The organism is Streptomyces sp. NBC_00080, assembly GCF_045041255.1.
Taxonomy (GTDB): Bacteria; Actinomycetota; Actinomycetes; order Streptomycetales; family Streptomycetaceae; genus Streptomyces; species Streptomyces coriariae.
Map to the genome: position 1 here is coordinate 5,511,101 of NZ_CP108235.1, position 14,094 is coordinate 5,525,194.

11 protein-coding genes and 1 tRNA gene are annotated in these 14,094 nt (G+C 72.2%); 5 read left to right on the forward strand and 7 right to left on the reverse strand.

Translation table 11 applies throughout. The features are described from left to right. Positions 1-145: 145 nt before the first annotated feature. The 3 genes from OHU34_RS24740 to OHU34_RS24750 all read right to left on the reverse strand — a co-directional run bounded on the left by OHU34_RS24740 (position 146) and on the right by OHU34_RS24750 (position 2,890). Positions 146-1,120, reverse strand: coding sequence for a ribose-phosphate diphosphokinase (locus tag OHU34_RS24740; protein WP_020128448.1), 975 nt, complete (start codon positions 1,118-1,120; stop codon positions 146-148). A gap of 134 nt (positions 1,121-1,254) precedes the next feature. Further along, positions 1,255-2,703, reverse strand: coding sequence for a bifunctional UDP-N-acetylglucosamine diphosphorylase/glucosamine-1-phosphate N-acetyltransferase GlmU (gene glmU / locus OHU34_RS24745; protein ID WP_142264705.1), 1,449 nt, complete (start codon positions 2,701-2,703; stop codon positions 1,255-1,257). 115 nt (positions 2,704-2,818) lie between these two features. Further along, positions 2,819-2,890, reverse strand: a tRNA-Gln gene (locus OHU34_RS24750). 329 nt (positions 2,891-3,219) lie between these two features. On the opposite strand from OHU34_RS24750, the gene OHU34_RS24755 reads away from it, so the two are divergent. After that, the gene (locus tag OHU34_RS24755; protein WP_405768354.1) at positions 3,220-4,506 is read left to right on the forward strand and encodes a sensor histidine kinase; all 1,287 of its coding nucleotides are present in this window, start codon (positions 3,220-3,222) and stop codon (positions 4,504-4,506) included. Between the two features lie 22 nt (positions 4,507-4,528). Here the strand turns inward: OHU34_RS24755 and OHU34_RS24760 are convergent, their stop codons facing one another. Together OHU34_RS24760 and OHU34_RS24765 are read right to left on the reverse strand one after the other, a co-directional pair. Next, positions 4,529-5,023, reverse strand: coding sequence for an SUKH-3 domain-containing protein (locus OHU34_RS24760; RefSeq protein ID WP_020128451.1), 495 nt, complete (start codon positions 5,021-5,023; stop codon positions 4,529-4,531). 85 nt (positions 5,024-5,108) lie between these two features. Continuing rightward, positions 5,109-5,696, reverse strand: coding sequence for a YwqJ-related putative deaminase (locus tag OHU34_RS24765; protein WP_142264703.1), 588 nt, complete (start codon positions 5,694-5,696; stop codon positions 5,109-5,111). 307 nt (positions 5,697-6,003) lie between these two features. Between OHU34_RS24765 and OHU34_RS24770 the strand changes: the two genes are divergently transcribed. From OHU34_RS24770 to OHU34_RS24780, 3 genes are all read left to right on the forward strand, one after another. Next, positions 6,004-7,002, forward strand: coding sequence for an SMI1/KNR4 family protein (locus OHU34_RS24770; RefSeq protein WP_142264702.1), 999 nt, complete (start codon positions 6,004-6,006; stop codon positions 7,000-7,002). Positions 7,003-7,010: 8 nt separating this feature from the next. After that, positions 7,011-10,022, forward strand: a complete 3,012-nt coding sequence (locus tag OHU34_RS24775) for an SUKH-4 family immunity protein (RefSeq protein WP_405772355.1) — start codon at positions 7,011-7,013, stop codon at positions 10,020-10,022. Between the two features lie 228 nt (positions 10,023-10,250). Continuing rightward, positions 10,251-11,135, forward strand: a complete 885-nt coding sequence (locus tag OHU34_RS24780; RefSeq protein ID WP_142264701.1) for a cellulose-binding protein — start codon at positions 10,251-10,253, stop codon at positions 11,133-11,135. 128 nt (positions 11,136-11,263) lie between these two features. On the opposite strand, the gene OHU34_RS24785 is transcribed toward OHU34_RS24780, so the two are convergent. Next, entirely contained in the window at positions 11,264-12,139 is an 876-nt protein-coding gene (locus tag OHU34_RS24785; protein WP_142264700.1) for an LLM class flavin-dependent oxidoreductase, read from the reverse strand. Positions 12,140-12,180: 41 nt separating this feature from the next. Then, positions 12,181-13,200, reverse strand: a complete 1,020-nt coding sequence (locus OHU34_RS24790; RefSeq protein ID WP_142264699.1) for an aldo/keto reductase — start codon at positions 13,198-13,200, stop codon at positions 12,181-12,183. A 257-nt stretch (positions 13,201-13,457) separates the two neighbouring features. On the opposite strand from OHU34_RS24790, the gene OHU34_RS24795 reads away from it, so the two are divergent. Beyond that, the gene (locus tag OHU34_RS24795) at positions 13,458-14,048 is read left to right on the forward strand and encodes a TetR/AcrR family transcriptional regulator (protein ID WP_142264698.1); all 591 of its coding nucleotides are present in this window, start codon (positions 13,458-13,460) and stop codon (positions 14,046-14,048) included. The last annotated feature ends 46 nt before the right edge of the window (positions 14,049-14,094 follow it).

The window sequence follows — 14,094 nt, forward strand, 5'->3', positions numbered from 1 at the left end:
CACCCGGCCAAACCATCGGCCTGCTACGAAGAGCGCGTCGATAACGGACAGCTGTACACAGACGTGTACGGCCTCCCTCGCCGAGCAACTGTGGCAGTTTACGCAGCGGGAAGGCCGTACAGGAAATCGATCTAGACGAGGACCGTCACTGCTCGTCGAAGAGGCTCGTCACCGAACCGTCCTCGAACACCTCGCGCACCGCGTTCGCGATCGTCGGCGCGATCGACAGCACCGTGATCTTGTCCACCTCGAGCTCACCCGGCGTCGGCAGGGTGTTGGTGAAGATGAACTCGCTGACCTTGGAGTTCTTGAGGCGGTCGGCCGCCGGACCCGACAGCACACCGTGCGTCGCCGTCACGATGACGTCCTCGGCGCCGTGCGCGAACAGCGCGTCCGCGGCGGCGCAGATCGTGCCGCCCGTGTCGATCATGTCGTCGACGAGCACACAGACCCGGCCCTTGACCTCACCCACGACCTCGTGGACGGTCACCTGGTTCGCCACGTCCTTGTCGCGCCGCTTGTGCACGATCGCCAGCGGCGCGCCCAGCCGGTCGCACCAGCGGTCGGCCACCCGTACCCGGCCCGCGTCCGGCGACACGACCGTGAGCTTGTCGCGGTCCACCTTGCTGCCCACGTAGTCGGCGAGCAGCGGCAGCGCGAACAGGTGGTCCACCGGGCCGTCGAAGAAGCCCTGGATCTGGTCCGTGTGGAGATCCACCGTCAGGATCCGGTGCGCGCCCGCCGTCTTCATCATGTCGGCGATCAGACGGGCCGAGATCGGCTCACGGCCGCGGTGCTTCTTGTCCTGCCGGGCGTAGCCGTAGAACGGCACGATGACGGTGATCGAGCGGGCCGACGCGCGCTTCAGCGCGTCGATCATGATCAGCTGCTCCATGATCCACTTGTTGATCGGAGCGGTGTGGCTCTGGATCAGGAAGCAGTCCGCACCTCGCGCCGACTCCTGGTAGCGGACGTAGATCTCACCGTTGGCGAAATCGAAGGCCTTGGTCGGGACGACCCCGACACCCAGCTGGTGGGCGACCTCCTCGGCAAGCTCGGGGTGGGCGCGGCCGGAGAAGAACATCATCTTCTTCTCGCCGGTCGTCTTGATCCCGGTCACAGCACTGTCTCCTCAGAGGTGTCTCAGCTGGGTGTCGAGAAGCCTCGCCGCTGGGCGCGACGGGGCCGTCTCAGCTGGTGGGGTGCGGGTGTGCACTTATCACGGTACGCCGTGTCCGACGTGCCTGTTTCCGGTCAGCTTTCGCTTTCCGCCTGGCGGGAGGCCGTCTCGGCCGCCTTCGCTGCCGCGCTGCCGGGGCGCTTGCGGGCCACCCAACCCTCGATATTCCGCTGCTGACCACGGGCCACGGCCAGCGAACCGGGCGGCACGTCCTTCGTGATCACGGACCCGGCAGCGGTGTAGGAGCCGTCCCCGACCGTGACAGGAGCCACAAACATGTTGTCCGAACCCGTACGGCAGTGCGACCCGACGGTGGTGTGGTGCTTGTCCTGGCCGTCGTAGTTCACGAACACGCTCGCCGCGCCGATGTTGGTGTACTCGCCGATCGTCGCGTCACCGACGTAGGAGAGGTGCGGGATCTTCGTGCCCTCGCCGATGGCGGCGTTCTTGGTCTCGACGTACGTGCCGATCTTGCCCTTCGCCCCGAGGCGGGTGCCCGGCCGCAGGTACGCGAACGGTCCCACGGACGCGTTCGGGCCGATGCGGGCGCCGTCGGACACGGTGTTGTCGACCCGGGCTCCCGCGCCGACCTGGGTGTCCTTGAGCCGGCTGTTGGGGCCGACCTCGGCGCCCTCGCCGAGGTGCGTGCTGCCGTGCAGCTGCGTGCCGGGCAGGACGACGGCGTCCCGCTCGAAGGTGACGGTGACGTCGATCCAGGTCGTCGCCGGGTCCACGACGGTCACGCCGGACAGCATCGCGGCGGTCAGCAGCCGGTCGTTGAGGATGCGGCGGGCCTCGCTGAGCTGCACCCGGTTGTTGATGCCCGCGATCTCCCGGTGATCGGCGGCGACGGACGCGCCTACCCGGTGACCGGCCTCCCGGAGGATCCCGAGGACGTCGGTCAGGTACTCCTCGCCCTGGCTGTTGTCCGTGCGGACCTTCTTCAGCGCGTCGGCCAGCAGCGGCCCGTCGAACGCGAAGACCCCGGAGTTGATCTCACGGATCGCGCGCACCGCGTCGTTGGCGTCCTTGTGCTCGACGATCGCGGTGACGGTCCCGGAGGCGCCGTCCCGGACGATCCGCCCGTAGCCGGTCGCGTCCGGCACCTCGGCGGTGAGGACGGTGACGGCGTTGCCGTCGGCGTGGTGGGTGGCGGCGAGCTCCGCGAGGGTCGCGCCGGTGAGCAGCGGGGTGTCGCCGCAGACGACGACCACCGTGCCGTCGACGTCGCCGCCGAGCTGCTCGAGCCCCATCCGGACGGCGTGCCCGGTGCCGTTCTGCTCCTCCTGCACGGCGGTGCGTACACCGGCGTCGACCTCGGCGAGATGCGCCGTGACCTTCTCCCGTGCGTGTCCGACGACGACGACCAGGTTCTCGGGGTCCAACTCACGGGCCGCGGCCAGCACATGACCCACGAGGGAGCGGCCGCTGATCTCGTGCAGGACCTTCGGTATGGCGGACTTCATACGGGTGCCCTCACCCGCTGCGAGAACGACGACGGCTGCCGGGCGAATGGCGCTCACGGAAGTTGCCCTTCGGCTGTGGAGTGGGGTGGGACATCCGAAGGATACCGGGGCGTTTCTTTGGGGACATGAGAGCGGGCCCTGACAGTGCTGTCAGGGCCCGAACCTGGTAATGCTCCCCCGCCAGGACTCGAACCCGGACAAATGGCACCAAAAGCCACGGTGCTGCCAATTACACCACGGGGGAATGATGACGACGCGACCGGACAATCAGTCAGGCCGTCGAGTGGCGCCTCCTACTATGCCGCACCATCAGCCCTCGATGCGACGGTGTTGGCCGGTGCTCCGGAGCACCGTCGCCGCAGGGCAATCGTGGTCGCCTTCGCCGGGGTTGGCGGCGCCCGTCCGCCCCGGCGTGACCCAGGGTGGAATCGTCAGTTCCGCCCTCGAACAGGCGTGGTTCGGCAGTTCGAGGGATACCGGTGGGTTTCGATGCTGTTCGGTTACGGAGTGTGGTGTCGCCCGGTCGGGGAAAGTCGCCGGAAAAGCCGGGGGTCGCGCCCGTAGGCTGGAGGCATGACCACGACGGGGGAAGAGGACACGGCGGCCCTGGGAGGGCCGTGGTGGTGGACCAGATGGCGGAGCGCGGCGTTCGACTGGAGCCTGGGACTCGTGTCCGCCGTGGAGTGCGCGGTGGAGGGGATCCCGTTCGCGCGGGACGCGGGGATCCCGTCGGCGGCGGGGGTGGTGTTCGGACTGCTCGCCGGGTCCGTTCTGGTGGTGCGCCGGAAGTGGCCCATCGCGGTGGTGCTGGTGTCGATCGCGATCACCCCGGCGCAGATGGGCTACCTGATGGGCATCGTGGGGCTGTACACCCTCGCCGCCTCCGAGCTGCCCCGCCGGATCATCGCCTCGCTCGCGGGGATGCAGCTGGTGGGGACGTTGATCGTGACGTTCGTGCGGGTGCGGCAGAGCATGGACCAGGGCCGGCTGACCATCGGTGACTGGTTCATCCCGTTCGCCGCCATCACGACCTCGCTGGGGCTCACCGCCCCGCCGCTGCTGCTCGGGATGTATGTCGGCGCCCGGCGGCGGCTCATGGAGAGCCTGCGGGAGCGGGCGGACAGCCTCGAGCGGGAGTTGCAGCTGCTCGCGGAGCGGGCGGAGGAGCGGGCGGAGTGGGCGCGCGGCGAGGAACGGACCCGGATCGCGCGTGAGATGCACGACGTGGTCGCGCATCGCGTGAGTCTGATGGTCGTCCACGCCGCGGCGTTGCAGGCCGTCGCGCGCAAGGACCCCGAGAAGGCGGTGCGCAACGCGGCGCTCGTGGGTGACATGGGGCGGCAGGCGTTGGCCGAGCTGCGGGAGATGCTCGGGGTGCTGCGCAGCGGTGGTCCGGGAGAGCGGGCGGCGTCGGTGCCGGTGGTGGCGGTGGGGGTGGCCGCCGCGGTGGTGGTGGAGGAGGGCGAGGGGCCGTGTCTGTCCGAGCTCGACGAGCTGGTGGGGCAGTCGGCGGCCGCGGGGATGGTCGTGGAACTGCTGGTGGAGGGGGAGACGCGGGCGTATGCGGCGGACGTGGAGCAGACGGCGTACCGGGTGGTGCAGGAGGCCCTGACGAACGTCCACAAGCACGCGGCGGGCGCCAAGACGCACGTGCGCCTGGCGCATCGGGAGGGGGAGATCGCGATGCAGGTGGAGAACGGGCCGCCGCCGGAGGTGTCGGCGTTGTCGGCGGGGTTCCCGTCGGGGGGCAACGGGTTGGTGGGGATGAAGGAGCGGGTGATGGCGCTGGGCGGGGTGTTCGTGTCGGGGCCGACGGAGGCGGGGGGTTTCCGGGTGTCGGCGGTGATACCGGCGTCGTAGCCCTCCGGCGCCCGCCGGCCGGTCAGCCGGCGGTGAGGCGGACGGGTTCGATGCCGGCGGCGAGGGCGCCGAGGGCCTGGTCGATGTCGGGGCCGAGGTACCAGTCGCCGGTGTGGTCGAGGGCGTAGACACGGCCGCCGGCGTCGATGGCGAGGATGCCCTGGGTGTCGGTCTCGGTGCCGAGGGGCGCTACGTCGGTGTCGAGGGCGCGGCCCAGGTCGGCGAGGGTGCGGGCGAGGTGGAGGCCGTGCAGGGGGTCGAGGTGGACGGTGGTGGGCGCGACCTGGCGGCCGGGGCCGGTGGGGGCGATGGTCAGGCCGCCGAACTCGGCCCAGGCCTCGACGGCGGCGGGGAAGACGGCGTGCCGGTGCCCGGCGGGTGAGGTGTGTTCGCGCAGGGTGTCGGCCCAGATCTCGGCCTGCTTGATGTCCCAGCGTCCGGGTTGCCAGCCGGCGGCGCGCAGCGCGGCGTCGACGGGGACGGGGAAGCGTGTGGTGGAAGTGCGGTCGGGGTGCATCGGCCCTTCGTTCGTCGAGCTGGTGGTGCGTGGCCCGGTGGGGCCGTCGTGTCGTCCTGCACGGGGGGTGGCGGTAGGGGACGGTTCAGTCGCCGGCGGTCGACGGGTCGACGATGCGGACGCCGAAGTGGGCGCTGAGCGCGGTGCAGGCGCGGCAGGGAGCGGCGAAGCTGCCGTGCAGGGGGTCGCCGTCCTCGCGGATGCGGCGGGTGGTGAGCTTGGCCTGTCTGAGGGTCTTGCGCGCTTCGCCGTTGGTCATGGGACGACGCGCGGCACGTCTGCTGCGGGCGGCGTCGGCGGCGGTGAGATGCCGCGAGATGAGGAGCGCCTCGGCACAGCGTCCGGTGAAGCGGTCGCGTTGGGTGCTGGTGAGGGTGTCGAGGAAGTCCTGGACGAGCGGGTGCAGGGGCGGCGGCTGGTCGGCGCGGGCGGCGGTGCTGGTGAGGGTGGCGCCGCGGACGGAGAGGGCGGCGGCGACGGTGGGGAGTATGCCGTCCCTGCGGTGACGGAGGACGGGGGCGTGCGGGGCCTCGGTGGCGGACCAGCCGATGCGGGGATCGCCGGACCGACCGGTGTGCGGATCACCGGTCCGGCCGCTGTCGTGGGCGGCCGTGTTGCCGGTGTACAGGTCGTCCGACCTGCCGGTGTGAGACCCCGTCTGAGTCGCGTTCATGATCGTCTTCCCCTCCCGTGCATCCCCCCGGACGTCACAGAGTGCCAAATGGCGTGGCGGGTGCGGAAGCTGGGGCGGTTCGACACGCCCGGGTTTGGGCGGGCTGTCACGGCGGGGTGACGGCTGGTCACGGAAGCGGAGGGCCGGTGACCGCTGTCGTCGTACCGCATAGGCTGTCGGCACCGTCGGCGCGCGGTTGACGCGCGTTGGAGATTGTTGGAGACAGTCGATACGGGGCGTGGTGGGTGGATCCGGAAGCGGAACCGGCCGCTGCGGGCCGTACAGAGTGCCGCAGGGGGCAACCGCCATGACGACAGGTCGGCTCGGGCAGCAAGCCGCGCCGCCGAACGCGGCCTATGCCGGGCAGGTCGTGCATTTCCCGGATCCGGTCCGGGCGGCACGGCACCCGAGAGGCGTGCGGATGGACGAGCGGGGCTACCCCGACTTCTCGCCGTATGCGCGGGCGGCAGCGGAGATCGCGGATCCGCCGGAGGGCTTCGGCGTGGACGAGCTGCGGCTGACGGACTACGTGTCGGCGAACGCGGTGCTGGCGGCGTCGGGCCACGAGCTGTGGGACACGGTGTCGAGCGTGGCGACACCGCACGGCTGGACGTGGCACCACGTAGTGGGTTCGCGTCGGCTGGAACTGGTCCCGGTCGAGGTGAAGGCACTGCTGCGGCATCACGGCGGGGTGTCGTCGGCGATCGTGGACCAGGCGAAGCGCGGGACGCGGCCCCTTCAGGAGACCCGTCCGGTGCACTTCGGGCTCCCGAAGTCGGGCGTGGCGGTGACGGAACAGCAGGTCCAGGGGGTCGAGGAGGACCTGGGGTACCGGCTGCCGGGGGCGTACCGCTCGTTCGTGAAGGCGGCCGGCGGCTGTGCGCCGGTGGGCGCGGCCCTGGACGCGGAGCTGGGGCTCCTGATCGACCAGCCGTTCTTCACCGTGCGCGACGAGGCGGCGGTCAACGACCTCGTGTACGTGAACAAGTGTCTGCGTGACCATCTGACGAAGGACTACCTGGGCGTCGCGTTCGTGCAGGGCGGGCTGCTCGCCGTGAAGGTGCGGGGCGAGCGGGCCGGTTCGGTGTGGTTCTGCGCGTACGACGACATCCGGGACGTCGATCCGGCGTGGTCGCCCGCGGAGCGTATGGAGCGGCTGCTGCTGCCGTGCGGTGAGGACTTCGACGTCTTCCTGTCGAGGCTGGCCGGTAATCCGCCGGAGTTGGAGACGGTGGCCAATCTGATGGTGGACGGCGGGTTCGCGCGTGCGGTGCCCGCGGCGGCCGCGTCTTCGGTGGGGGAGTGAGCTGGACGATGGTGACGTTCGCGCAGGCGCAGGAGCGCGCCGAAGAGTGGATCAACGGGGATGTGCCGGCGTACCAGCACCGTGAGGTGCGGGTACGCGAGTTCGATCTCGGATTCGTGGTGTGGGCCGAGGACCGCGCGGAGGGACCGCGTTCGGACGGCGGCGCGCAGCGGCTCGTGATCGCCCGGGACAGCGGGGAGGCCACGCTGTGGCCCTCGGTACCGGTGGGCGAGGTCATCCGCCGGTACGAGGAGGAGTACGGCCGTACGGACACCCCCGCCGACGCGGTGCCGGCACCCGCGGCACGGGTGGATCTGAACCAGACGTCGTTCCTGCTGTCGCCGCCGGAGTGGCTCCAGGAGGCGGCGGACAAGCTGGGGATCGCGGATCGGCGGGAGGCCGGTTCGGGAGCCGGTTCGGGAGCTGGATCCGGGAACGGTTCCGCGGATTCCGGAAGTGGCGAGGCCGCTTCGGCGCCCGGGTCCGGCTCACATGCTGGTGCTGGTGCTGGTGCTGGTGCTGGTGCTGGTTCCGGTTCCGGTTCGGCCGGTGTTGTGCCGGGCGGTGATCCCTCGCTGCCCCGGACCCAGGGCGGCGTGTCGGGGAGCGGGCTGCCCGAGACACAGGCGGGGGTGCCCGCGGGTCCGGGTTCCGGTGGGTCGTCCGCGCCTGCCGCTCCCGTCGGGGCCACGCCGTGGGCGGGGACGGACACCAACGCCGACGCCGGTGACGACCGTTCCGTGTCACTTCCCGCGACCGTGTTCGCGCCGCCGCTGAGCGGCTCCGACGACGAGCCGGCGCCGCCGACGTCCGCGCCGGACGCCAAGACGGCGCTGATGTCGGGCGGCAGCCGGCTTCCGCGGACGGCGGTCGCCCCCGCGCTCGACGCTCCCGGGGCGGGTGGCACGGGGCCGGGCGGCGCGGGTACGGCCGGGAACACACCGGCCTCTCAGACCTCCCCGACTCCTCCGACCCCGCCGACTGCTCCGGTTCCGCCGTCCGGTCCGGCCGGTTCGTCGTACGGCTACCCGCAGGGGCCGGGCGCGGGCGCACCGGGTGGCCCCGGGGTTCCGTCCTCGTCCTCGGGTTCTTCGCCGGGCTCGTCCCCGTCTTCGTCTTCGGCCGCCGGTCCTGGTACGCCGCCTCCGGCCGGTCCGGGGACGCCCGCGCGGCCGCTCGCTCCGAACGCCGGTGACATCGCGGACGCCGCGACCAGCAAGGCGGCGCCGCCTCCGCGTCGTCAACGTGGTGGAGGGGCGCAGCCGCCGCCTCCGCCGAGTGCTCCGGGAACGCCGGGCACGCGACCCGGGAACACGCCTCCGCCTCCGCCTTCCGGCCCGGGTGCGCCCGGTACCCCGGCGGGCGGCTATGTGCCCACCCAGCTCGTGTCCTCCCTGGGCCCGGACGGATCTGCGGGCCCGGGTGGTCCGGGTGGTCCGGGTACGGGTCAGGGGGCGGGGGGCACGCCCCAGCCTCCTGGCGCCCCTGGCGCCCCTGGGGTGCCTGGTGCGCCGAGCGCGCCCGCCGGGCCGAATCCGCCCGGGGGTACGCCTCCCGGTGGGGTTCACCACGCCGCGACGATGCTTGCCGACCCCTCGCGGATGGGACCGGGCGCACCGCAGCCGCCTGGTGCCCCTGGTGCTCCGCATGCGCCTGGTGCGCCTGGTGCGCCTGGTGCTCCGGGTGCTCCCGGTATGCCTGGCGCGCAGGCCGCGCCGGGTGCCCCCGGTGCACCGCAGGCTCCCGGTGCTCCCGGCTTTCCGGGCGCCCCTGGTACGCCCGGCGTCGCTCACCACGCCGCGACCATGCTGGCCGGGCCCCAGGCAGGTGGCCCCGGCGCGCCTCCGCCGCCGCCGGCTCCCGGTGGCCCCGGCTTCCCGGGCGCTCCCGGCGCTCCCGGCGCACCCGCGGCGCCCGGTTTCCCGGGTGCCCCGGGCATGGCCCCCGCTCCCGGTATGGCTCCCGGTGCCCCTCAGCCCCCGATGCCGCCGGGCGGGCCGGCGCCGGGGCAGCCGCCCGCGTACGGGTATCCGCAGCAGCAGGGACTGCCGACGGTCGGCCCGGGTTATCAGGCCGTGCTGCGCTTCCGCGCGCAGGACGGCTCGGAGCAGCAGCTGATCCGGCGTTCGGCGCCGGGGACCCCGCACCCGGAGTGGCAGATCTTCCACGAACTGCGGGCCATGAACGTGCCGCCGGACCAGGTGCTGGAGCTGCACACGGAGCTGGAGTCGTGCGAGCTGCCGGGCGCCTACTGCGCGCGGATGATGCGCGAGCAGTGGCCGCAGGCCCGGATCACGAGCATCGCGCCGTACGGCACGGATCACGCGAGCCGGCAGCAGGGCATGCAGCAGCTGCTGGCGCACCAGGGCGAGTTGCACCAGGTGGCGGACGGACCGGCGCGGCCGGCCCCTGTTCGTGCGCCGTTGCCGCCGGTGCAGGCCGCGCCGCCGTTGCCGCCGGAGGCGATCGGGCAGGAGCTGGCGGCGGTGTTCGGGCCGGCGGTGTTCCGCTTCGAGCAGGCCGCGGTGTCCCGGCAGGGCGTGCCGCCGGTCGTGGCGCACACCCTGGTGGTGGCGGGTCTGCCGGCCGACATGGGGCCGTTCTTCTGGGCGCAGGCCCAGCCGGGCCGGCCGGTGCCGACGCTGGCCGAGCTGGCGGCCGAACGGGGCGTGCAGCCGGCGTCGGACGCGGGCTCGTACCTCGTCATGGGCAGTGACTTCGGCAAGGCGATCTGTGTGCAGTACGGCACGGCGAACATCGTCGCCGTGCCGGTGGAGGCGGGGCCGGGCGGTGCGCCCGTACCGCCGCAGTTCGTGAACACCGGGCTGCCGGAGTTCGCGCGCTGTCTGGCGCTGCTGGGGCGGATGTGGCGGCTGCGGTTCGGTCTGAACCAGGAGCAGGCGGGTCGCTGGACCGTCGACTTCCAGGCCCAGCTGGCCTCGCTCGACCCGGCGGCGCTCGGTTCGCCCGAGAGCTGGTGGTCGGTGCTGCTGGAGCAGATGTGGGACGGACTGCTGTGACGAGCGGTCGCCGCGCCTCGTAAGGGCGCGCGGAACCGCGTACGCGTACGCGGGTGAGCAGGACGGAAAGGGGCCGGACCCGGTCGGATGATCGGGTCCGGCCCCTTTGTGTTCGAGGTTGGCCGTGACCTGTGCGCGGAGTGTCGCGTTATGAACACTTGCGCCCGATCCATCAAGATATGCGCGAAATCATCATGTCGTGTCTGTCGGGTGGCGAGGGGTTACAGGATGAGCAGCGCATCGATGTCACCGCCGGGGTTCGTGACCGTCCGCGGCCGCGGCTACCGACCGGAACAGGTCGAGGCGTACACCGCCGCCCTCTGCGCCGACCGGGACGCCGCGTGGGAACGGGCCGCCCGGCTCACGGTGCTCGCCAGGGAGATGGAGGAGGAGGCCGAGCGGCTGCGCGAGGTGGTGACCCGGCTCGCGCCGCAGACGTACGACTCCCTCGGGGAGCGTGCACGGCGCATTCTCCAGCTCGGACTGGAAGAGGCGGCCGCGGTCCGCGACAACGCGCGCAGTGAAGCGCGTGAGCACCTCGCATACGTCGAGACGTGCGCCCTCGATGTGCGCCGCGCGGCGCAGGAGGAGGCGGACGCGCTGCGCGCGGAGGCCGAGGAGCGCGTTCGTCAGCGGTTGCTCGCGGCCCGCGCCGAGGCCGACGAGCTCCGCATCGGCACCCGGCGCGAGGTCAAGGAGTATCGCGGCGAGGCGCTGGCCGCCCTGCGCGAGGTGCGGCAGCGCACCGCCGGCATGCTCGCCGAACAGGAGAAGGAGCAGGCCGAGCGGTGGGCCGCGGCGGAGCGCGAGGAGGCCGAGCGGGCCGCCGCCCTCGACGCGCGGCACGATCGGGCGGTGGCCCGTGCCGAGGCGGCGCTGTCCGAGGCCGAGCAGGCGTACGCGGAGGCCGAGGAGTCCGACCGCCTCCGTCAGGAGGAGGCACACGCGCGTGCCGCCGAGCTTCTCGCCGAGGCGCGCGCCCGGGAGGAGCGCGTCGTCCACGAGACGGAGCGGCTGCTGCGGGAGCACGGCGAACGCCGGGACGACGTGCAGGCGCACATGGACCACGTACGCAACAGCCTGAGCGCCCTCACCGGCCGCACGGTCGACTAGGGCCTGCCGGGATCACGACCTGCCGGAATCCGGACCTGACAGGATCCGGACCTGGCGTGACCTGGACCTGAGGCGATAGTGACCTGGCGGGACCGGCCGCGTTCGTCGGTCGCGCGGACGGTCGGCGTCTACGACGACGGGATGACGATCTCGTCGGCGACCCACCGTGCGGCGGCGGCGGGGTAGGGCGTCGGCAGTCCGAGGACGATGTGCCGGAAGCCGGCGCCGATCGCGTCGCCGACCGCGTCCCGGGTGTCGTTGGGCCGGTCGTAGGAGATGGGCAGGTGGATCGAGCGGGTGATCGAGGCGGGGTCGCGGCCGATCTCGGCGCAGTAGCGGTCCAGGAGGGCGCTGCGCCGAACGACGTCGTCGAGGTCGCCGCCCGGGATGTTCCACAGGTCGGCGTGCTCGGCGGCCACGCGCAGGGTCGCGGCCGAGCGGCCGCCGACGAGGATCGGCGGGTGGGGGCGCTGGACGGGTTTGGGGTTGCCGAACGCGCCCGTGAGCCGGTGGTAGGTGCCGTCGAAGTCGAACGGCTTGTCCTCGGTCCACAACCGTCGGATCACCGTGCAGGCTTCGGCGAGGCTCCCCACGGCGTGCGCGGTGTCGTGGAAGGGCAGACCGTGCGCCGCGTACTCGCGCCGGGCCGACGGGTGGTCGGGGCGTGAGCCGACGCCGATGCCGAAGTCGAGCCGTCCGCCGGAGACGATGTCGACGGTCGTGGCGATCTTGGCCAGCATCGCGGGCGGCCGGAAGCGGTTGCTGGTCACCATGACGCCGAGCCGCAGCCGTCGGGTCCGGGCGGCGAGCGCCGAGAGCAGGGTCCAGCCCTCGTGGGTGGGGCCGTCGGGGTCGCCGCCGATCGGCATGAGGTGGTCGAACAGCCAGGCGTGCTCGATCTCCGGGATCGCGTCCGCCTCGCGCCAGACCCGTAGGACGTCGTGGTAGTCGACCTGCATGGGGGCGGTCATGATCCCGAAACGGGGCCGGGGTGTGGGTGACATGGAGTGGTCGATTCCTTCGGTGGGGGGAGGCCGTCCTGCGGTCAGCGGCGCCGCAGTGACGGATCGAGGAGCGCGGGCGGGGTGTCGAACTTCTCGTGCGCGGCGAGGTCGGTGCCCGGGGCCACGATCGCGTCGATCGCGTCGAGCACATCGGCGGAGAGCACGGTGTCCGCGGCGGCGAGCTGCGCGCGCAGATGGTCCGGTGTACGGGGGCCGATGAGCGCGCTCGTCACGGCGGGGTGCGCGGTGACGAAGCCGAGCGCGAGCTGGATCATGGTCAGCCCGGCCTCGTCGGCGACCGCGGCCAACTGCTCGACGGCGTCGAGCCTGGCCCGGTTGGCGGGAACCGCGGTGTCGAAGCGTTGCGGCATGAACGTCGAGCGGCTGGTGGTGACGGGCCGGCCCTCGCGGATCGCGCCCGTGAGCCAGCCCGAGGCCAGCGGGCTCCACACCAGGACGCCGAGCCCGTACTCCTCGGTCACGGGCAGGACGTGGGTCTCGATGCCGCGCTGGAGGATCGAGTAGCTGGGCTGCTCGGTGACGTAGCGGCTCAGGTGGTGCTCGCGGGCGGCCCACTGGGCCTGCACGATGCGATAGGCCGGGAAGGTCGAGGAGCCGAAGTGGCGGATCTTTCCGGCGCGCTGGAGGTCGGTCAGCGCCGAGAGCGTCTCCTCGTCGCCGGTGCTCGGGTCCCATCGGTGGATCTGGTAGAGGTCCACGTGGTCGACGCCGAGACGGCGCAGGCTGTTGTCCAGTTCGGTGACGAGCCAGCGGCGGGAGCTGCCCCGCCGGTTGCGCTCGTCGCCCATGGGCATGCCGGCCTTCGTGGCCAGCACGATGTCGTCGCGCCGGCCGGCGATGGCCTTGCCGACCATCTCCTCCGACTCGCCGTCGCTGTACATGTCGGCGGTGTCGATGAGGTTGATCCCGGCCTCGAGGGCGGCGTCGACGAGGGCGGTGGCCTCGTCCTGGCCGGTGCGCCCGATCCTGCCGAAGTTCATGGCGCCGAGCGCGAGGGAGCTGACCTGCACACCGGTGCGGCCCAAAGTGCGGTACTGCATGACCGTTGTCTCCTCTTCGAGGATGAGGCGTCGTGTCGCCACGCGTGCGTGACTTGGTCACGAGCCCGCCGCTCTGGCATGATGAGCAAACGGAACCGTGTCCCGTTTGAACATACGGAACGTCGTTCCGTTTAGCAACCGGGTGGACGGCAGGCCGTTCCGCGGAGAGTGAGCCGGTCGGTGATCAAGCAGGAAATGAGCAAGCGGGCAGTGGGCATGCGGGCAGTGGGCAAGCAGGCGGAGGAGAGGGTGGCGCGGTGAACGACGGCGACCTGGGCGCGGGGCACGCGGCCCGGCCTCAGCGGGCGGACGCCCGACGCAACAAGGAGACCCTGCTCGACGCGGCCGCCGCGATCTTCGTGGCGGCGGGCGTGGAGGCGCCGGTGCGCGACATCGCGGCCCGGGCCGGCGTCGGGACGGCCACGATCTACCGCCACTTCCCGACGCGGGCGGACCTCATCATCGCCGTCTACCGGCACCAGGTCGACGCCTGCGCCGAGGCCGGTCCGGCCCTGCTGGCGGAAGGTCCGACGCCGTACGCCGCGTTGGGGCGATGGATCGACCTCTTCGTCGACTTCCTGGTCACCAAGCACGGACTCGCCGCCGTGCTCCAGTCCGACAACGCGGGCTTCGAGACGCTGCACGCGTACTTCCTCGACCGCCTCGTGCCCGTGTGCGGCCGGCTGCTCGACGCCGCGGCCGCCTCCGGTGAGATCCGGCCAGGTCTCGAGGCCTACGAGGTCATGCGCGGCGTCGGCAACCTGTGCATCGGCGCGGACAACGATCCCCGCTACGACCCGCCCCGACTGGTGGAACTCCTCGTCGCGGGGCTGCGTCGTCCGCATTGACGGCATTGACGGCATTGACGGCATTGACGGCATTGACGGCATTGAC

What these genes read in the sequence shown, in the direction of transcription:
- OHU34_RS24785 (WP_142264700.1), bottom strand. Translation starts at nt 12,139, where the DNA reads ATGTCACCCACACCCCGGCCCCGTTTCGGGATCATGACCGCCCCCATG.
- OHU34_RS24780 (WP_142264701.1), top strand. Translation starts at nt 10,251, where the DNA reads ATGAGCAGCGCATCGATGTCACCGCCGGGGTTCGTGACCGTCCGCGGC.
- OHU34_RS24765 (WP_142264703.1), bottom strand. Translation starts at nt 5,696, where the DNA reads ATGAACGCGACTCAGACGGGGTCTCACACCGGCAGGTCGGACGACCTG.
- OHU34_RS24770 (WP_142264702.1), top strand. Translation starts at nt 6,004, where the DNA reads ATGACGACAGGTCGGCTCGGGCAGCAAGCCGCGCCGCCGAACGCGGCC.
- OHU34_RS24755 (WP_405768354.1), top strand. Translation starts at nt 3,220, where the DNA reads ATGACCACGACGGGGGAAGAGGACACGGCGGCCCTGGGAGGGCCGTGG.
- OHU34_RS24775 (WP_405772355.1), top strand. Translation starts at nt 7,011, where the DNA reads ATGGTGACGTTCGCGCAGGCGCAGGAGCGCGCCGAAGAGTGGATCAAC.
- OHU34_RS24790 (WP_142264699.1), bottom strand. Translation starts at nt 13,200, where the DNA reads ATGCAGTACCGCACTTTGGGCCGCACCGGTGTGCAGGTCAGCTCCCTC.
- OHU34_RS24760 (WP_020128451.1), bottom strand. Translation starts at nt 5,023, where the DNA reads ATGCACCCCGACCGCACTTCCACCACACGCTTCCCCGTCCCCGTCGAC.